At 50.5% G+C, this 18,653-nt stretch carries 18 protein-coding genes and 1 other RNA gene; 18 read left to right on the top strand and 1 reads right to left on the bottom strand.

Features of this window, described 5'->3' with window-relative positions:
• Positions 1-143 precede the first annotated feature (143 nt).
• Positions 144-1,961 (top strand): AMP-dependent synthetase/ligase, encoded by a 1,818-nt coding sequence (locus QZT94_RS03450; RefSeq protein WP_296762378.1) that lies wholly within the window; start codon positions 144-146, stop codon positions 1,959-1,961.
• Here the strand turns inward: QZT94_RS03450 and rnpB are convergent.
• Positions 1,962-2,310: RNase P RNA component class A (gene rnpB, locus QZT94_RS03445), an RNA gene on the bottom strand.
• 132 nt (positions 2,311-2,442) lie between these two features.
• Between rnpB and QZT94_RS03440 the strand changes: the two genes are divergently transcribed.
• The 17 genes from QZT94_RS03440 to pyrF all read left to right on the top strand — a co-directional run bounded on the left by QZT94_RS03440 (position 2,443) and on the right by pyrF (position 18,622).
• Positions 2,443-3,066, top strand: a complete 624-nt coding sequence (locus QZT94_RS03440; protein ID WP_270625794.1) for an L-threonylcarbamoyladenylate synthase — start codon at positions 2,443-2,445, stop codon at positions 3,064-3,066.
• Complete coding sequence (locus tag QZT94_RS03435) at positions 3,066-4,418, top strand: replication-associated recombination protein A (RefSeq protein ID WP_296762375.1); 1,353 nt, start codon at positions 3,066-3,068, stop codon at positions 4,416-4,418. The genes QZT94_RS03440 and QZT94_RS03435 overlap by 1 nt, the downstream gene beginning before the upstream one ends.
• A gap of 112 nt (positions 4,419-4,530) precedes the next feature.
• Positions 4,531-5,154 (top strand): 30S ribosomal protein S4, encoded by a 624-nt coding sequence (gene rpsD, locus QZT94_RS03430; protein WP_072509635.1) that lies wholly within the window; start codon positions 4,531-4,533, stop codon positions 5,152-5,154.
• 128 nt (positions 5,155-5,282) lie between these two features.
• Entirely contained in the window at positions 5,283-5,633 is a 351-nt protein-coding gene (locus QZT94_RS03425; protein WP_072509636.1) for a DUF948 domain-containing protein, read from the top strand.
• Positions 5,634-5,636: 3 nt separating this feature from the next.
• Entirely contained in the window at positions 5,637-5,813 is a 177-nt protein-coding gene (locus QZT94_RS03420) for a hypothetical protein (RefSeq protein WP_270625790.1), read from the top strand.
• Between the two features lie 50 nt (positions 5,814-5,863).
• Positions 5,864-8,545 (top strand): alanine--tRNA ligase, encoded by a 2,682-nt coding sequence (gene alaS / locus QZT94_RS03415; protein WP_270625786.1) that lies wholly within the window; start codon positions 5,864-5,866, stop codon positions 8,543-8,545.
• Positions 8,545-9,021, top strand: coding sequence for a Holliday junction resolvase RuvX (ruvX, locus tag QZT94_RS03410; RefSeq protein ID WP_270625784.1), 477 nt, complete (start codon positions 8,545-8,547; stop codon positions 9,019-9,021). Before alaS ends, ruvX begins: the two co-directional genes overlap by 1 nt.
• Complete coding sequence (mltG, locus tag QZT94_RS03405; protein WP_296762370.1) at positions 9,021-10,277, top strand: endolytic transglycosylase MltG; 1,257 nt, start codon at positions 9,021-9,023, stop codon at positions 10,275-10,277. Before ruvX ends, mltG begins: the two co-directional genes overlap by 1 nt.
• Positions 10,265-11,092, top strand: a complete 828-nt coding sequence (locus QZT94_RS03400) for a shikimate dehydrogenase (RefSeq protein ID WP_296762368.1) — start codon at positions 10,265-10,267, stop codon at positions 11,090-11,092. The genes mltG and QZT94_RS03400 overlap by 13 nt, the downstream gene beginning before the upstream one ends.
• A gap of 16 nt (positions 11,093-11,108) precedes the next feature.
• On the top strand, positions 11,109-11,753 hold the full coding sequence (locus QZT94_RS03395; protein ID WP_270625777.1) for a prepilin peptidase: 645 nt from the start codon (positions 11,109-11,111) through the stop codon (positions 11,751-11,753).
• Between the two features lie 93 nt (positions 11,754-11,846).
• Entirely contained in the window at positions 11,847-13,058 is a 1,212-nt protein-coding gene (gene aroC, locus QZT94_RS03390; protein WP_296762365.1) for a chorismate synthase, read from the top strand.
• Positions 13,055-14,749, top strand: a complete 1,695-nt coding sequence (aroB, locus tag QZT94_RS03385) for a 3-dehydroquinate synthase (RefSeq protein WP_296762363.1) — start codon at positions 13,055-13,057, stop codon at positions 14,747-14,749. Before aroC ends, aroB begins: the two co-directional genes overlap by 4 nt.
• Before the next feature lie 8 nt (positions 14,750-14,757).
• Complete coding sequence (locus tag QZT94_RS03380) at positions 14,758-15,285, top strand: shikimate kinase (RefSeq protein ID WP_296762361.1); 528 nt, start codon at positions 14,758-14,760, stop codon at positions 15,283-15,285.
• A gap of 86 nt (positions 15,286-15,371) precedes the next feature.
• The gene (efp, locus tag QZT94_RS03375; protein ID WP_270625772.1) at positions 15,372-15,935 is read left to right on the top strand and encodes an elongation factor P; all 564 of its coding nucleotides are present in this window, start codon (positions 15,372-15,374) and stop codon (positions 15,933-15,935) included.
• 6 nt (positions 15,936-15,941) lie between these two features.
• On the top strand, positions 15,942-16,382 hold the full coding sequence (gene nusB / locus QZT94_RS03370; RefSeq protein WP_270625770.1) for a transcription antitermination factor NusB: 441 nt from the start codon (positions 15,942-15,944) through the stop codon (positions 16,380-16,382).
• Positions 16,383-16,459: 77 nt separating this feature from the next.
• On the top strand, positions 16,460-17,758 hold the full coding sequence (locus tag QZT94_RS03365; protein WP_296762358.1) for a dihydroorotase: 1,299 nt from the start codon (positions 16,460-16,462) through the stop codon (positions 17,756-17,758).
• 9 nt (positions 17,759-17,767) lie between these two features.
• Entirely contained in the window at positions 17,768-18,622 is an 855-nt protein-coding gene (pyrF, locus tag QZT94_RS03360) for an orotidine-5'-phosphate decarboxylase (protein ID WP_296762356.1), read from the top strand.
• Positions 18,623-18,653: the final 31 nt, after the last annotated feature.

The raw sequence follows: 18,653 nt of genomic DNA, 5'->3' as shown, positions 1-18,653 counted from the left end.
TATCTCTTGCAGCTACAGGATTAGCAGGTATTTTGGGATATGCAAGGTAAAAAAGTCCCGTAAACTACCTACTTAGGCGGCTAAATGAAGTTTCCTATGCTAGCCTACGGAAGCGTAATCTATTATGAATTGGAGATTCGCCAATGGGAGCACCGCTTATCGATTTAATGCAATTCACCTCGGTGGTCGCAGCTGTATTAGACCGTGGGCGCAAACGCCCTCGTGAAATTGCGGTAGAGCGCCCCTCAGCCCTAGGGGCTGCCTGGGAAAAAATATCTGCTTCCGCATTAGCCAGCGATATTCGTGCCGCCGGTCTTGGCTGGATAGGCTTGGGGCTTAAACCCGGAGAAGCGGTCTCTATTTTAGGTTCAACCAGCTACGAGTGGATGATTATGGATTTGGGAGCCCAAGCTGCCGGTCTAGTTACCGTTCCCATTTATGAAACTGACTCCTATGAACAAATCAAATGGATTACCCAAAAAGCACAGGTAAAGGCGGTAATTACCGATACTACGGCGCAAGCTGTAATGGTGCGCCAATTAGCTAAAGAACCAGAACTTGCCGGACAAATCTCGGAGGTTTTCTCTTTAGATGATTCTGGTTTAACTAGATTATTGGAACACGGTCGCGCGCTTAGCCCTGCCCAGTTAGATCAGCGCCTGGAACAGATACAGCTAGAGGATCTTTGCACGATTGTGTTTACTTCCGGGACAACCGGACGTCCTAAAGGCGTTGAAATGACTCACGCTAACTTCCTTCGCCCTATGAATTCCGTAATCGAAAAGCGTAGCTGGAATGAATGGGTTTTTGATCCGGGGGCGCGGGTTATTTACTTCCTGCCAGTAGCCCATGTACTCGCGCGATTCTTGGGGTATCAGCAGCTGGTTGGTCATGGAACTGGCGCATTTTTGCCCAATTCCAAAACCATCGTCCAGGATATGCAAACCTTTAAGCCCAATGCTTTGCTAGTAGTGCCTCGCGTTTTAGAAAAAGTCTATAACGCTGCTGATGCCACCGCTGGTTCGGGAATTAAGCTTAGGATTTTCCGCCTGGCTGCCCGCACTGCGGAACACTGGGCGCGCCTGCAAGAATCGGGTAAAGAGATCACTTTCGCTCACAAAATAAAGATAGCTTTGGCACGTAAGCTAGTTCTAAATAAAATCCGTAAACTGCTAGGGGGCAACCTACAGGGAATCGTTTCTGGAGGTGCACCCATGGCTGAACGTCTCGGTCGCTTCTTTATCGGATGTGGAATCGAAGTCCTGCAAGGATACGGTGCTACGGAAACCACCGGTCCGCTAACCATGTCCGAGCGGATAGGGAACAAAACCGGGTATGTGGGGCAGCCGCTTCTTTGTAACGAAGTACGCCTAGGAGAGGGCGGAGAGCTGCAAGCCCGGGGCGGCTCGATTATGCGGGGCTATCATGGGGAACCAGAACTCACCAAGGAAGCTTTTACCGAGGACGGCTGGTTCAAAACCGGAGATCTTGGGCAAATCGATGCAGATGGGAATGTCAAAATTACCGGGCGCGCCAAAGAGATCATTGTTACTGCTGGCGGCAAGAATGTTGCCCCCGCCGTCCTAGAAGAACGTCTTAAAGGACACCCGCTGATTTCACAGGTTATGGTAGTTGGCGATAATAAACCTTTCGTTGCTGCCTTGGTCACTATCGACAAAGAAATGCTTCCTACCTGGTTAAAGAATCATGGAATCGAGCAGATGGACATTACCCGCGCGGCTCGAGATACCCGGGTACTGGAAGCCTTGCAGCGGGCGGTTCAGCGTACCAATCGGGCGGTATCAAGGGCGGAATCTATCCGTAAGATCAAGGTGCTTACCACCGATTGGACTATCGAAAATGGGATGCTTACGCCCTCGCTAAAAATCAAACGCGACCGGATTCGAGCTGCCTATGCGGAACAAATCGAGGATTTGTTTACCAAGAGGGAACAAAAATAGTAGATCAGCCGGCCTATAAGCCGGGTTCTGTACTGGCAAAGCCAGTGGCGACCATCTATCTACGACGTACGTTACCGCACGCCTGAAGCAACCTACCCGCAAGCTAAAGGCGGACAACCTGGCTTGCTGCTTGGTCTTGCTCCGGATGGGGTTTACCTAGCGAGTCAAGTCACCTCGACCCCTGGTGGTCTCTTACACCACCTTTTCACCCTTACCACGCGAGGCGTGGCGGTTTGTTTTCTGCGGCACTAGCCCGCGGGTCACCCCGGGTGGCTGTTAGCCATCATCCTGTCCTATGGAGCCCGGACTTTCCTCGACTATCACTAGCCGCGGCCGCCCGGCCGGCTGATCTTGGTCAATAATACGCTAAAAGTTTTAAGAGTGTTAAGGAGACGAAAAATAGAGCATTGTGGCAACGATTTATCGGCAGCTGTATAGGACGGCAGGCAAACGATTTTTCTAAGGTTGCTAGACTAAAGACATGGTTGCCTATATAGATATTCACCCCGTAAATCCTCAAGCGCGGCTAATCACGAAAGCTGCTGACATTATTCGAGATGGAGGCGTGATTGCTTACCCCACGGATTCCGGTTACGCCCTTGGCTGCAAACTGGGAAATAAAGCGGGGCTGGAACGGATTCAAACTATCCGCAAGCTACCCAAGACCCACAACTTCACCCTTATTTGCCACGATTTTAAGCAACTGGGCAAGCTGGTAATCGTTGATAATTCGGCGTTTAAGCTGATAAACCGGCTTACCCCCGGGCCGTTTACCTTTATTATGAAGGGCGACAAGGCGGTGCCACGGATTATGGTTAATCCCAAGAAAAAAACCGTGGGGGCACGAATTCCTAATCATGTAACTACTTTGGCTCTGGTAGAAGAACTAGGGGAGCCCCTAATGTCCTCTACTTTGATTTTGCCGGACAAGGAAGTTCCAGAAGCTAACGGCTGGGAAATTCGCGATGAAATCGGTTACCTGCTAGATGCAGTTATTGAAGGACCGGTAGAAGAACCCCTACCTACGACGGTTATTGACCTCACTGGAGAAGTGCCCGAGGTAGTGCGCCAGGGTGCCGGTGATCTTTCGGACGTAATGCTCTAGTGGATCTTTTCCAGCAGACCTCTTACAGCGAACAGGGGATTCCTGTATATACGTCCTCGGCGCCCTTAGCGGTGAGAATGCGTCCCACTTCAGTTGCCGAGGTCGTGGGGCAATCTCACCTGCTAGAACCGGCATCTCCCTTACGGCGGCTTTTAAAACCCCAAGGTAGCTCCGGACAGGTTAGCTCGATTATTTTTTACGGGCCGCCGGGTACTGGGAAAACCACACTCGCCTACCTGGTTGCCACCGCCTCGCAGCGAAATTTCGTGGAGGTAAGCGCGGTTTCGGCCGGGGTTAAAGAAGTGCGGGCAGTAATAAAGGAGGCACGCCAGCAGCTACGAGCCACCGGTAAGCAAACCGTATTGTTTGTAGATGAGGTACATCGTTTTTCTAAATCTCAGCAAGATGCCCTGCTTCCAGCGGTAGAAAACTCTTGGGTAATTCTGGTGGCAGCTACTACTGAAAATCCCGCCTTTTCTATAGTGTCGCCGCTATTGTCACGTTCTTTGCTGCTTACCCTAAATCCCTTAACTAAACAGGACGTTATTGAGCTTTCCCGCCGCGCCCTAATAGATAAACGCGGTCTTGACGGGAAAGTTACTGCTAGCGAAGAAGTCTTAGGTTCGCTGGCAGATTTGGGGGGAGCCGATGCCAGAAAGACACTTACTTTACTTGAGGCAGCGGCAGAGGGAGCTTTAGCGCAAAACCGCAGCGCTATTAGCATTGACGATGTTTCGCTAGCCGCCGATGCTGCGGTAGTTAAATATGACCGTGATGACCATTATGACGTGATTAGTGCTTTTATTAAATCGATGCGGGGCTCAGATGTAGATGCCAGCTTGCATTATTTGGCGCGCATGATTGAAGGGGGAGAAGATCCGCGTTTTATTGCCCGGCGAATAATGATTTGCGCCAGCGAGGACGTAGGGATGGCAGATCCTAAGGCTCTGGAAGTCGCGGTAGCAGCTGCCCAGGCTGTCCAGATGGTCGGAATGCCGGAGGGACGGATTATTTTGGCGCAGGCCGCTATCGCGGTTGCTACCGCCCCAAAATCTAATGCCTCCTATCTGGGTATCGAAGCCGCCATTAAAGATGTACGCGCCGGAAAAAGTGACAGCGTTCCTGCTCCGCTGCGTGATTCTCATTACCCTGGAGCTAGCAAATTGGGAGTGTCCGGATATAAATATGCGCATGATTATCCGCACCACATCGTAAAGCAAACTTATCTACCTGCATCTTTAGTTGGTACTCAGTATTATCACCCCAGTGATAACGGGTACGAAGATTTGGTGTCTAAGCGTTTGCATACCATTCGTGGCATTTTGGCCAATGGCAATGGGGAACAAAAATAAGCTAACCTAAGACAGTTGTCTCCAGACAACCCTGGGGTCTTAGCCCGCGTGGTGACCCCACCGGTCTGACCGGTGAAATGATAAATATCGGAAACATACAGGAGAAAACTAAATGGGAAATAAGCGTGCACGTAAGCAGGTTCGTCTATCTCGGGCTTTGGGGATTGCCTTAACCCCTAAAGCACAGCGTTACTTTGAACGTCGCCCCTATGGGCCGGGTGAACATGGGCGGGCTCGCCGCCGCAGCGAATCCGACTACGCCATTCGTCTAAAGGAAAAGCAGCGTCTACGCGCCCAATACAATATCCGCGAAGCTCAGATGCGTCGCTTGTTCGAGGAAGCCCGGCGGATGAAAGGCATGACCGGTGAAAACCTGATTGTGCTGCTAGAATCCCGCCTAGATGCCCTGGTATTGCGCTCTGGATTTGCTCGCACCATGCCTCAGGCTCGTCAGACCGTGGTACATCGCCACGTTCTGGTAGACGGCAAACCGGTTGATTGCCCCTCTTACCGGGTAAAGCCGGGACAGGTTATCCAGATTTGTCCGAAGTCCCAAACCAAGGATCCTTTCATTGTGGCTGCTGCCGGTTCCCACCGCGATGTATTGCCCGATGTTCCTGGCTACCTGGATGTGAACTTAGAACAGCTCCAAGCGACCTATGTGCGTCTGCCTCAGCGCGAAGAAATTCCCGTGGTCTGCGACCTGCAGATGGTTGTTGAGCACTACTCGCGTTAATCAAAATATCTTTCAGCCTGATGCCTCCCGATTTATCGGGAGGCATCTCGCATATCTGGCTTGGTTCTAGGCTGGGTGCTCGATAGGGTAAAATTTAGCGATATAAGGATTTTTACGGAAGGAAAACTATGAGCATCGGTGAGATTGCTTCACTAATCGCCGCTCTAGCATTTTTGCTGCTAGTGCTGTTCTTAGCGATACCGCTATGGAAACTGGGAAAGGTGTTTGACCAGTTACAAGGCTCAATCAAACAGGTCGCTAACGATACTGGTGACACTGTAAAAGAAGTAACTCAAACGGTGCGCGATGCCAACGCCCAACTGGTTAGGGTCGATGCCGTCACTACTTCAGCGGCGCAGGTTGCTCAAGATGTGTCGGCGGTTTCTACTTTGGTTTCTTCCACCTTTGCCGGACCGCTAATTAAACTTTCAGCCTTTTCCTACGCCACTCGCAAACTGTTCAACCGGAAGGGCAAATAAGAAATGAAAAAACTGGTAAAACTGGGAATTACGGTGGCGGTGCTCGGAGCTATAGCCTACTCGATTCCGCCGGTACGTCAGCGGATGCAAACCGCGTATGAAAACTTCCAGCAAGATTTTAAAGGCAGAGAATTCCAGCTGCGCGAAGCCTTAATGCCGCAGACCACTCCGCTTAGTTAAATTTGGTTTTATATTAAAAATCGTCCTCCCTATCTAGATTACGAGGCATAATGCAAACTTCTGAGATTCGTTCCCGTTGGCTCAACTATTTCGCAAAACAAAATCATCATTTAGCAGATTCCGTTCCCCTGGTGTCCCCAGATAAATCGATTCTGTTCACTATCGCTGGGATGGTTCCCTTTATTCCCTATATTGTGGGCACCGAGCCGGCTCCTTGGCCGCGGGTTGCCAGCGTACAAAAATGTATCCGCACCAACGACATTGAAGAAGTTGGGAAAACTACCAGGCATGGCACCTTCTTCCAAATGTGTGGCAACTTTAGTTTTGGCGACTATTTCAAACAGGGCGCTTCCAAAATGGCATGGGATTTGCTCACTGGGTCGGTTGCCGAAGGAAAATACGGTCTAGATGGCGACAAACTTTGGGTCACGATTTGGGAAAAGGATGACGAAGCCGAGGACGTTTGGCTAAAACAAATCGGCATTGATCCCGCTCACCTGCAAAAACTTCCGCGAGAGGAGATATTCTGGGATACCGGACAGCCCGGTCCTGCCGGTCCGTGTGCAGAAATCCACTATGACCGAGGCAGCGCTTATGGTCCCGAGGGCGGTCCAGAAGTTGATACCGGTGGCGATCGCTATCTAGAGCTGTGGAACTTGGTATTTGACCAATACCTGCGCGGTGAAGGAGCGGGAAAAGATTATCCGCTGCTGGGTGAACTAGATAAGAAATGCATTGATACTGGGTTAGGTCTAGAACGTCTCGCGTTCTTGCTGCAAGGCAAAGACAATATGTACGAGATTGACCAGGTATTCCCGGTGATTGAAAAGGCGCAACAGTTGTCGGGGAAACAATACACCCAAGGGGAAACCTCTAAAAACCCTGATGATATTCGGATGCGGGTAGTTGCTGACCATGTACGCAGCGCTTTGATGCTGATTGGGGATGGGGTGCGTCCCGGAAATGATGGACGCGGCTACGTGCTGCGTCGCCTGATTCGCCGGGTGGTACGGGCTATGCGCCTTTTGGGGGTAGAAAAACCAGTATTCCCCGAGCTTCTGCCAGTATCAAAGCAGGTAATGGCGTCATCCTACCCGAATCTAGACAGCGACTGGAAAACTATTTCTACCGTTGCCTACGAGGAAGAAGACGCTTTTAGGCGCACTTTAGAATCGGGTACCATGATTTTTGATCAAGCGGTATCCCAGGTTAAACAAAGTGGCGAAAAGCTATTTTCAGGTAAAGATGCCTTTACTTTGCATGATACTTATGGATTCCCGATTGATTTGACCATCGAAATGGCGCAAGAGCGAGGTATCAAGGTCGATCGCGAGAAGTTCACTGCCTTGATGCAGGAACAAAAGAACCGGGCGCGCGAAGATGCCCGTACCAAGAAAACCGGTCACGTCGATGCTCGTATTTACCACGAGTTAGAAAACGAACTAGGGCACGCAGTAGAGTTCGTAGGCTACTCAGAAGACACTTGTAACGCCAGAATTATCGGGCTTTTAGCCGATGGACAGGCGGTTCCGACTGCCGAATCGGGAAGCAATGTTGAAGTCGTTTTGGATGCCACCCCATTCTATGCGGAAATGGGGGGACAGCTTGCTGACCACGGCACGATCCGTTCTTTCCAAGGAGCAAAATTCAAGGTAGAGGACGTGCAAAGCCCGGTTGCGGGTCTGCGGGTACATCGAGGTCAGCTAGTTTCGGGACAGCTCACCGTGGGCGACGAGGTAGTGGCCGCGATTGATACCGCTCGCCGTCAAGCCATTGCCCGTTCCCATACCGCAACTCATATGCTCCATAAAGCTCTGCAAGAGACTTTAGGTGCTCAAGCCACCCAGGCAGGCAGTGAAAATAACGAAAACCGGCTACGTTTCGATTTCCACCATGGTAAATCTCTAAGCGATGGTGAAACCGAGCAGATTTTTGACCGGATTAATGATCAGCTACGTGAGAACCTGCCGGTTAATACCGAGATTATGTCTTTAGAGGACGCGAAAAAGTCGGGTGCTACCGCGTTATTCGGGGAAAAATATGGTCAAGAAGTGCGGGTAGTCGATATTGGCAACGGTTGGGATCGCGAGCTTTGCGGCGGTACCCATATGCCAACCACCGGATACCTGGGACAGGTAGTTCTCATGTCTGAAAGCTCTATCGGGTCAGGGGTGAGACGAATTGAGGCGCTAGTAGCAGATAAAGCCGCTGATTTTCAGGCAAAAGAGCATGAACTTATTACCCAAATCGCCAAAATTATGGGTACTAAACCGGAGATGATTCCGGCTCGAATTGATGATGCGCTACTTCGCTTACGCCACGCACAGAAAGAACTAAACCGCTTACAGCAAGAAAATCTCTTATCGCGGGTAGGGGAATTAGCAGCCTCTGCCAAAGAGATTGCAGGAAAGCGAGTAATCAGCTTCAATGCCGGTCACGTGCCGGGGGAAGCCCTGAGGGTACTAGCCGAAGCGCTGCGCCAACATCTACATGACGCAAATGCGGTAGTGGCAGTGGGAGGCATCTTTAAAGACCGTCCCTCAGTGGTAGTTGCTACTACCCCTAGTGCCCGGGAGAAGGGACTTAAAGCCGGAAATTTGGTGAAGGTCGCTGCTCAAACCATGGGAGGCGGGGGAGGAGGACGCCCCGATTTGGCTCAAGGTGGCGGTAAAGATGCTGGTAAACTTGGTGAGGCGCTGCAAGCCATTGAACGCGAGATTGCCAATAGCTGATGCGGCCGGGTGTTAGACTTGCGATTGATTTAGGTACTAACCGCATCGGGGTGGCTCGCTCCGATGCGGCAGGTATCTTGGCATTGCCGGTGGAGACTGTTTACCGTGACGGTGGACAAGAACTATTTCGGATTGCCCAGCTAGCAACGGAATATGATGCCAAGGAAATCATAATTGGTCTGCCTCGCTTACTCAGCGGAAAAGAGGGTAAAAATGCCGCTGACGTGCGCTCATGGGGTGCCGAGTTGGAACAGTTGTTACCGACTTGTAATATAAGACTTGTAGATGAGAGACTCACCACCGTAAGTGCTCATCAACAGTTACAGTCTGCTGGCATGAGAGGACGCAAACAGCGGAGCGTCGTTGATCAACAGGCTGCGGTGGTGATACTGGAACAAGCGCTAAATATCGAGCGACAAACCGGGAAAGCTCCCGGAAAGCCACTCGGTAGCGTACCCGAATGCGAGGAGGCCTAATGAGTCGGGAGTTAGAACCTAATCCGCCAACGCGGCACTTTCCCTCCCGTCGTGCCGAAAAATCGACAGGGTCTTCTTTATCTACAGCTGCGCCTGACGCAGAGCTCGATAGCTATTGGGAGCAAGAACCCGAGCACCAGGCAAATCATCCCGCCCCGCCCTCGGGTCGCAGCGCCAGGCGTAAAGCTAAACGTAAGAAGCGCACGATAACTATCGCGGTAATTTTAGTGATTATCGGTTTAATTACGGGAGCTTCGGTGATTGCTGCCCAAGAATTAGGGGGAGTTTCCGGGATATTCTCCAGTGGGGAGGATTACGAAGGCAAGGGATCTGGGGAAGTGATCATCGAAATTCCCGAGGGCGCATCCGGTAAAACCATCGGGCAAATTCTACAAAAACAAGGCGTAATTGCAGACGCGGAAGTATTTGCGAGTATTTTTAAGAAGAACTCGCTAGCGCAAGGGGTACAGGCCGGACGTTTTCGTATGCACAAGCGGATGTCTGCTAGGGAAGCTTTAGCTATGCTACTGGATCCCGCATCAAAAGCCGATGTTAAGGTCACAATTCCTCCCGGGTTTACCCTCAAACAAATTAAAGCCCGACTAAAACAGACCGCTGGTTTTAGCACCGAGCAAATACAGGAAGCATTTGCTAATCCCGCAGATTACGGGATTCCCGGTCAAAGCGAAGAGTCTTTTGAAGGCTGGTTAGCTCCCGATACCTACACTGTGGCTACTAATCAAAGCGCTAAAGACTTAGTCGCAATTATGGTAAAAGCCCAGATTAAACGGCTTGATACTGCTGGGGTAGCGCCCGAGGAACGCGCCACCGTGTTGATAAAAGCTTCAATCTTGGAAAAAGAAGTAAATCTTGAAAAATATTACGCACAGGTTGCCCGGGTAATCGATAACCGCCTGCAAGATAACCCAGATACCCACGGATATTTACAGATGGATTCGACCGTAGTTTACGGACTAGGACGCTCCGGCGGTATTCCCAATAAAGAAGACCTAGCTAAAGATACGCCCTACAATACCTATAAGCATAAGGGTCTTCCTCCCAGTGCAATCGGCACAGTGGGCGATGCCGCCTTGAAAGCCGCGGTGAAACCAGCGGACGGCAAGTGGCTATATTTCGCCACGGTTAATCTAGATACCGGAGAAACCAAGTTCGCTCTCACCTTGGATGAACAACGCAAGAATGTGGAGCAACTCAAGCAGTGGTGTGACCAAAACTCAGATAGATGCAAACGCTAAGTCCCTGGGCAGCGGTAATCGGTTCTCCGATTAAACATTCACTTTCACCCAATTTGCATTTGGCTGCCTATCGAGATTTGGGGCTGGATATTGATTATCGCCGCTTGGAAATAACTAAGGATAGCTTGGAATCTTTCCTAACTCCCTGGCCAGGAAACTTGGTGGGGCTGTCGGTAACTATGCCCCTGAAACAGGCGGTTATACCCTTGTTATCTCAAGTTGATGGGCTGGCGAAAGCGGTAGGTGCGGTCAATACCGTAGTGCCTTTCCCCGGAGGAATCACCGCCGGATTTAACACCGATGTGTATGGTCTGGTGGCAGCGATTAAAGAGGTAAAGGGCCCAGATTTCAGCCCCGAAAAAGCCGTAATTGTGGGGTCAGGGGCAACCGCGTCCTCTGCCCTTGCAGCAGTAGTAGAGCTGGGAGCAACCAAGATTAACCTACTAGCCCGCAGAATATCCAAGGCTGGTAACGCGTTGCAAGCAGCAACCCGCTTGGGAATAAATCCTGGCTATATTCCGTTATCCGCGAAGGCTAAAGCCCGCGAAACCATTGAAAATGCAGATTTAATTATTTCTACTACTCCTCGCGAAGTGCTAGATGAGTTTTATGAAACGGTTACTTTTAACCCCGCTCAAACCGTGCTAGATATTGTCTACGACCCGTCTCCTACGCTCCTAATGAAAAGAGCCTCAGGCGCCAAAGCCTGCACCGTATCAGGAAAAGTAATGCTGCTACATCAAGCATTAATGCAGGTTAAACTATTTACCTCCCGTACCCCGAACCTGGAAGCTATGCGAAAGGCAATCTTTTAGGGATGAAAGGGAACAGATGCAGATTTTAGTTTTCATATTGGCACTAATCTGTGCGGGAATTGGAAATCTAGCTTATGGATTACCCAAGGTAGAAAAGTATTTTCGCCTTTCTGGGCGAGCGAGAGCATTCTGGAATAAACCCTGGGTAATCGGTCTACTATCCGCGGTTGCCGTAGGAAGCGCAGTAATTTTACGTTTCGGTTCGATTAACCTGCTGCTGCTATTTCCTCTTTTAACTCTCGGTCCGGTCCTTTTGGTAATTGATGCTGCCACCCAAAAGCTACCCCGCTCGATGACTATAGCTTTCCTGGCGTTATCGATAGGGGCAGTAATCTTGTCGGGTTTCATGACGGGGCAGTGGGAAAAACCTGCATATGCTCTTATCGTTTCTATAGGTTCATTTATTCTGCTGTTACCGGGAACTTTTGTGCGTCGCGGAATCGGAGTAGGAGATTTGCGACTTATTCCGGTATTGGTAGGTTTAGTTACCTGCGTTTCCTGGCATTGTCTGCTCTTGATGGGGATTTTGTCGATTGCTGGTAGCGGACTTTGGGCAATATACCTGGTGCTACGAAGAGGGGCAAATGCTAGCACGCGTTTAGCGCTCGGCCCGTGGGTATTGACCGCTAGCTATATTGCGTTACTGCTAATTCCTCATTAAAAAAGACCCAGTTTGTAAGGGGATAGCTCCCATGATTTCCCTATTGGTGGAAAGCTGAAGCTCGCATAGCAGCTTCCGTGACAAAATAGGGGCATGTTGCGATGGATGAGTGCGGGAGAATCCCATGGACGTGCCCTGGTTGGAATCCTGGACGGATTACCCGCGGGGATAAAAATTACTACCGCCACCGTGCAAAACTATCTGGCGGCTCGCCGGGCAGGATACGGACGGGGTGCACGTCAAAAGTTTGAGCAAGATAAAGCGCAGATGGTAGGGGGAGTCATTCGGGGAGTAACTACTGGTGCGCCGATTGCGCTGATAATAGAAAATAGCGAATGGCCAAAATGGGAAACCGTGATGAGCCCGGATCCGGTATCCGCGCAAGCGCTAACTATTGACGCTGGAAAGGGCGATGAGCGCGAGATAGCCCGCAATAAACCTTTGACTCGCCCTCGCCCCGGACACGCCGATTTTGCGGGAATGCTCGCCTATGATCTTAATGATGCCCGACCGGTGTTAGAACGAGCCAGTGCCCGGGAAACCGCAATGCGGGTAGGGCTGGGAGCTTTCGCCCAAGAGTTTTTGAAACAGGCAGCCGGGATTGAACTGGTCTCCTATGTGTCTTCGATAGGTAAAGCCTCGCTAGCAGCTAAACACCCAATTCCAACCGTAGAAGAAGCCGCGCTGCTGGCAGATAACCCGGTGCGCTGCCCCGACCCGCAGGTCAGTAAAGAAATGATTGCCCAGATAGATGGGGCACAGCAAAATGGGGACACCATTGGGGGAACGGTTGAGGTGGCCGCCTACGCCGTGCCGGTAGGTTTAGGTAGTCACGTACAAGCAGATCGTCGCCTAGATGCCCGCATTGCGGGAGCGCTAATGTCGATTCCCTCTGTAAAAACTGTGAAAATCGGGGATGGTACGCAGCCGTATCTGCTGGGATCTGAGGCTCATGACGAAATAATACGGGGACAAACCGGCGAAATTACCCGCACCTCGAATCATGCCGGCGGAATTGAAGGCGGAATGTCCAATGGACAGATAGTTCGCGTTAGCTGCGAATTTAAACCAATTTCGACGGTTCCTAGGGCTTTGAACACTGTTGATTTAGCAAACGGAACGCCCTGTCAAGCGATTCATCAGCGCTCCGATACTTGCGCGGTAGTTCCCGGGGCGGTAATCGCCCAGGCACAGGTAGCATTGGTGCTTGCAGATGCACTTTTAGAGCATATAGGCGGGTATTCCCTGGAGCAAGTTCGTGAGAATCTGCGGGCATACCGCCAGCGAGTGGAGGCCAGAGTATGAGCAACCCAAAGCAAATAGTATTTACCGGTCTGCCGGGCAGCGGAAAAACTTCGGTTGGTCAGGCAGTAGCAACCCGCTTAGGGCTTTCTTTTAAGGACGTAGACCAAGTTATTTCCCAGCAATTATCGATGTCGATTCCGCAGATATTTGCCTCGCGGGGCGAAGAGGGGTTTCGGGATTTAGAAGTAACCGTTACCGGGCAGATATTAGGCAGTGATACCGGAGTTGTTTCCTTAGGGGGAGGAGCCCTTACTCGCAGCGAAACCTGCAACGCCCTGAAAAACAAAGTGGTAGTTTTCTTAGACGTAAGCCCGCAGCAGGCAGCAGCTCGCCTCGGAAAAGATTCAAAACGTCCCCTATTAGCACACGCAGCTGATACCGCCACCAAGATAGCAAAACTGCAAGATGAACGTCGGCAGACCTACTTAGCTACTGCCACCTTCACGATTCTTGCTGATGGAAGTATCGAGGAAGTAGCTAATGAGGTGATTAAGGCTTTAGGGCTCGCCACCGATACAAACACCGATTGCCATTACGATTTATCGTCTTCCCGAGATTTGCTACCGCTTAAAGCAAATGGTCAGCGCATAATCCCGGTAACTTCCGCTAACGGATATGAGGTTACGGTAGGTCACGGGGCTATCTTTAGGATTCGCCAAGTGCTGGAAAATCCTGCTCGTAAGGTCTTTTTACTGTTTCCGCCCCCACTTTCTGCTAACGCCCGTCTTCTCCAAAATGCGCTTACTCAGGAGGGACACTCGGTAGTTATGTTTGAACACCCTGATGGGGAGGGGGCAAAGAATATTCGGGTAGTTGAAGATGTTTGGCGCTGCCTGGGGGAAAACCATTTTTCGCGTGAGGACGCGGTGGTGGCTTTGGGGGGAGGAGCAACCACCGATATGGGAGGCTTTGGCGCGGCGACCTGGCTGCGCGGTATTGACCTGATAAACATTCCCACCTCCTTGCTGGCAATGGTTGATGCCGCGGTTGGAGGAAAAACCGGGATTAACACTTCGGTGGGTAAGAATCTGGTGGGTTCGTTTTATCCGCCGCGCGCTGTCCTTTGCGAGTTAGATTATTTGAATTCTTTACCTCCTCGGCAACTGCGTGCCGGTTTAGCGGAGGTAATTAAATGCGGTTTCATTGCTGACAAGTTGATTCTGAAGCTATTGAGCGAAAACTCAGTTGAGAATCTTATCCGCCAACCAGATGTTTTTGAAGAGGTTATTAGCAGAGCTATTTCGGTCAAAGCCCAGGTTGTTAGCGAAGATTTGAAAGAAAGCGGAATGCGCGAATGTCTTAACTATGGGCACACCCTAGCTCACGCTATCGAGAAAGCTAGTTCCTACCAGGTGTTACATGGGGAAGCAGTCGCTATCGGGATGGCATTTGCCTCCCAGGTAGCCCAAGAATTAGGTTTACTGTCAGCTCGGGAAGGGCAGGAGCAACGCCGCCAAATAGCTGCTCTGGGATTACCGACTTGTTGCCCAGATTATTCTTTCGACCAGCTAGTTAAAATCATGGCCTCCGATAAAAAAGTCCGCGGGGGAGTAGTCCGAATGGTGCTAACCGGCAGTGACGCTCTAGTGCACGTTAGACCATTGCGCGACTATGAGCTGTTACAAACAGCATTCAATGCCGTAAATCAGAACTTCTCGACCGGTGTTCCGCTCACAGTCGTATCTAAATAGGGGAATCCGTGGGCAGAAAAGTATTCCTAATTGGTTTACCGGGTAGCGGCAAATCCACTATTGCTTGTCTTTTGGCAGATAAACTCGGGTGGAAACTGGTTTCTACTGATACTTTAGTTGCTGCCCAGCTGGGTTTACCCCGGCACTCAGCACTAATTTCAGCTGGAGAAGAGCGATTCCGTCAGGTAGAACGAGAAATAATGCACGCCCTATTAACTGAGAACAGGCGAGAAGATATCATCGTAGATTGCGGTTCTGGAGCACTGGACAACCCCCTCACTTTACGCGAGCTACAGGAGCTACCGGGGCGGGAAATACTCGAATTGGTGATTGATTTAGCAACTATGGCTGATAGAGCGGGTCTGAATCGTCCTCGTTCCCTAGGACTGGGGATGCCTAGAACCTGGCTGAGGCAAATGGGACAAGCTCGCCGCGAAAATTGGCAGCGATTGCAAGCCCTTCCCCTGGAAGTTAGCGATTTATCAGTTGAACAGGTGCTTGAAAAAGTGCTTGCCGCCCTAGGTATAAAGGAGTAAAAACCCTTCTAGAGGTATCTATTTTTTATCAACCGCCCTCCTGAAGTAGAGTAGAAACGATTTATTGAGACTTTTTGGGGGTTAAGTTGGCGACAACAAATGATTTGAAGAATGGTCTGGTACTAAAAATTGATAACCAGTTGTGGCAGGTTGTCGAGTTTCAGCATGTAAAACCGGGTAAAGGTCCGGCTTTCGTGCGTACCAAGATTAAGAATGTACTGAGCGGTAAAACTGTAGATCGCACCTTTAATGCCGGGGTAAAGGTAGAAACCGCGACCGTTGATCGCCGGGATATGACTTATCTGTATCAAGATGGAACCGATTTCGTGTTCATGGACGATGACACCTATGAACAGGTAATGATTTCCACTGAAATTGTAGGAAATGCGAAGAACTTCCTGATTGAAAACCAACGCGCAGTAGTGGCCTTCCATGACGGGCAGGTTCTGTTCCTAGAGCTACCGGCATCGGTAGTCATGCAAATTACCCACACCGAACCTTGGCTGCAAGGCAATCGTTCCTCGGCAGGAACTAAACCAGCTACCGTAGAAACCGGTTACGAAGTGCAAGTTCCTCTGTTCATCGAAGAGGGCGAAAAGATTAAAATCGATACTCGTTCCGGTGATTACATTTCCCGGGTCAAGGACTAGCAGCCAGTGTCCAAGAATCGACTATCTCGGCGTACTAAAGCGCGCCGACGGGCAGTTGATACCGTCTATGAAGCGAATCTAAAAGGTCTTGATGAAGACCCGGAAGATTTACGTCAGCTAGTGGCTGAACGTAGGCAGCTAAGCACGGCACAAACCACCTTGCCTGACTATTCAGCGGAAATTGTTAATGGGGTGGCTGATCGGCTTTTCGATATTGATATGACCCTCAGCCAATACTCAAAGGATTGGGCTTTGGATCGGATGCCTAAACCGGATTTGGCGATTTTACGCTGTGCAGTTTGGGAAATCCTCTACAATGACGATGTACCCTGGAAGATTGCGGTAGACGAGGCGGTAGGTACTGCGCGGGCAATATCAACTCCGGACTCTCCGGCTTTTATCAACGCAGTGCTTGATGCGATCGGGCATGCCAGTGAAACCGGCTGAGGTGATTGGCTTTCTTATCGGTTAGCTACCTGAATCCGTCCTCACCTACCTGGGAGAATAGATTTTAGGAGGTTGCCATGAGCGCAATAGTTTTCCGCGGGGCAAGCATACTGGGCAAAGACCGCGCCGATATTTTGGTGGAGGGTGATAAAATCCGCCGGGTAGGTGTCGATTTGTCCCTGCCCAAAGAATCGACTGCGCTAGAGATTGATACCAACGGTCTAATTGCTCTGCCGGGACTTGTGGATTTACATACTCATTTGCGCGAACCAGGCGGAGAAGATGCTGAAACCGTAGATACCGGTACGGCTGCGGCCGCTAAAGGTGGATATACCTGCGTTTTTGCTATGGCCAATACCACTCCCACCCAAGATTGTCCCCAGGTTGTAGAACAGGTTCTTAACCTGGGTCGGCAAGCGGGTAGAGTAGACGTTCATCCGGTAGGAGCGGTTACCAAGGATTTGGCAGGTAAAGAGCTTTCCCAGCTGCGAGCAATGCATGAGTGCGGAGCAAAGGTAAATGTTTTTAGTGATGATGGGAAATGCGTTTTTGATCCGCTTTTGATGCGTCAGGCTCTAGAGATTCTCCGCGATTTTGATGGAGTAATCGCCCAGCACTGTCAAGAGCCACGTTTAACGGAAGATTCTCAAATGAACGAGTCTTACCTGGCGAAAGAACTAGGCTTGAAAGGCTGGCCGGGCGTAGCGGAAGAAATGATTATTGCCCGCGATATTTTGCTTTCTCTTTATTTGGATGTTCGCGTACATATTTGCCACCTTTCCACCGCCCGCGCGGTGGAGCTGGTGCGTTGGGGTAAGGCACAGGGAGCCAAGGTTACGGCGGAAGTCACCCCGCATCACCTATTCCTTAGCGAAGATGAGCTAAAAGGGCGAGCGGCGCTTTTCAAAGTTAATCCCCCTCTGCGCTCTGCAAGTGATGTTCAAGCGCTGCGCACTGCTTTAGCTGATGGCACTATTGATTTGGTTGGTACCGATCATGCCCCGCATCCGGATCGGCTTAAAGACTGCGATTTTGAATGTGGCGCTTTCGGAATGATTGGGCTGGAAACCGCCTTGCCGGTGATATCGACTTTGATGGTACACACTAACCAAATGACCTGGGCAGATGTTGCTCGGGTAATGTCTATTACTCCCGCAAAAGTGGGGAAGGCTCTAGGTCAAGGTGAAATGATAGCGACCGGTTCACGGGCAAACCTGTGTTTTATTTCCCCGGATACCTCCTGGCAGGTTAGCCGCGATAGCCAGGTTTCTAGCTCAAATAACACCCCCTTTGCAGGTAAAGAACTGGTGGGGGCTATCCAGCACACCTGCTATCGCGGAAAACTCACAGTTACTAACGGACAGTTACAGTTTTAAGGAGGAGACATGAGCCGTTATGGAGTTCGCCTAGAGCAGGCAATGACCAGGTTAGGTAATGTTTGCGTGGGGATTGATCCTCACCCTTCCCAGTTAGCAGCATGGGGTTTGTCAGATAACGTGCAGGGGCTGCGTACTTTTGCTTTAACCTTGGTGGAAGCGATGGCGGGGCAGGTACCGGTGGTTAAACCGCAATCGGCTTTTTTTGAACGCTTTGGTTCGCGGGGAATCGCGGTTCTTGAAGAGGTACTTGCAGCTTGTCGGCAGGCGAGCCTGCTTAGTATTCTAGATGTTAAACGCGGAGACATCGGCTCTACGATGGCCGGTTATGCCAGGGCTTATTTAGAGGACGGGTCGGCGCTTTCGGCAGATGCGATTACGGTTTCTCCGTATTTAGGTTATGGATCTTTATCTCCGGTTTTAGAGTTAGCGCGTGAAAATAACCGGGGAGTTTATGTGCTCGCTCTAACCTCTAATCCCGAGGGATTCCAAGTGCAGCACGCCAGGTGTGCCACTGGTAAAAGCGTGGCGGCGGACATAATTTCACAGGCTGAACAGACAAATATCCTCAATAGTAATCAAGGTCACATTGAGGATATTGGTTTGGTTGTCGGCGCTACCACCGGAGAAGCTGCCAAAGATTTAGGAATAGATTTTTCTTCCTTTTCTGGATCTATTTTATCGCCTGGAATCGGAGCACAAGGGGCACAACCAGCAGATATACAAAGAATTTTCGGCGATAGCGCCTATCGCGTTCTGGCATCGACTTCGCGGGGAATATCTTCCGCCGGTCCTAAAGTTCCCGCTTTACAGGCGGCTGCAAGACAAATAACCGAGCAAATGAGTGATATTTTTCGCAAGTGAACTGGCAAAACTCGCTTGTTGGTTTGGCTTA

The sequence above is a fragment of the Varibaculum sp. genome, assembly GCF_008661855.1.
GTDB classification, from domain to species: Bacteria; Actinomycetota; Actinomycetes; order Actinomycetales; family Actinomycetaceae; genus Varibaculum; species Varibaculum timonense_A.
Note: the sequence above shows the minus strand (reverse complement) of the source record. Positions and strands in the feature narration are given on the sequence as shown.

Bases quoted from the DNA above. Each gene is read 5' to 3' on its own strand.
- rpsD (WP_072509635.1), top strand. From the start codon at position 4,531: ATGGGAAATAAGCGTGCACGTAAGCAGGTTCGTCTATCTCGGGCTTTG.
- pyrF (WP_296762356.1), top strand. From the start codon at position 17,768: ATGAGCCGTTATGGAGTTCGCCTAGAGCAGGCAATGACCAGGTTAGGT.
- QZT94_RS03440 (WP_270625794.1), top strand. From the start codon at position 2,443: ATGGTTGCCTATATAGATATTCACCCCGTAAATCCTCAAGCGCGGCTA.
- ruvX (WP_270625784.1), top strand. From the start codon at position 8,545: ATGCGGCCGGGTGTTAGACTTGCGATTGATTTAGGTACTAACCGCATC.
- mltG (WP_296762370.1), top strand. From the start codon at position 9,021: ATGAGTCGGGAGTTAGAACCTAATCCGCCAACGCGGCACTTTCCCTCC.
- alaS (WP_270625786.1), top strand. From the start codon at position 5,864: ATGCAAACTTCTGAGATTCGTTCCCGTTGGCTCAACTATTTCGCAAAA.
- QZT94_RS03365 (WP_296762358.1), top strand. From the start codon at position 16,460: ATGAGCGCAATAGTTTTCCGCGGGGCAAGCATACTGGGCAAAGACCGC.
- aroC (WP_296762365.1), top strand. From the start codon at position 11,847: ATGTTGCGATGGATGAGTGCGGGAGAATCCCATGGACGTGCCCTGGTT.
- QZT94_RS03420 (WP_270625790.1), top strand. From the start codon at position 5,637: ATGAAAAAACTGGTAAAACTGGGAATTACGGTGGCGGTGCTCGGAGCT.
- QZT94_RS03395 (WP_270625777.1), top strand. From the start codon at position 11,109: ATGCAGATTTTAGTTTTCATATTGGCACTAATCTGTGCGGGAATTGGA.
- QZT94_RS03450 (WP_296762378.1), top strand. From the start codon at position 144: ATGGGAGCACCGCTTATCGATTTAATGCAATTCACCTCGGTGGTCGCA.
- QZT94_RS03425 (WP_072509636.1), top strand. From the start codon at position 5,283: ATGAGCATCGGTGAGATTGCTTCACTAATCGCCGCTCTAGCATTTTTG.
- aroB (WP_296762363.1), top strand. From the start codon at position 13,055: ATGAGCAACCCAAAGCAAATAGTATTTACCGGTCTGCCGGGCAGCGGA.
- QZT94_RS03400 (WP_296762368.1), top strand. From the start codon at position 10,265: ATGCAAACGCTAAGTCCCTGGGCAGCGGTAATCGGTTCTCCGATTAAA.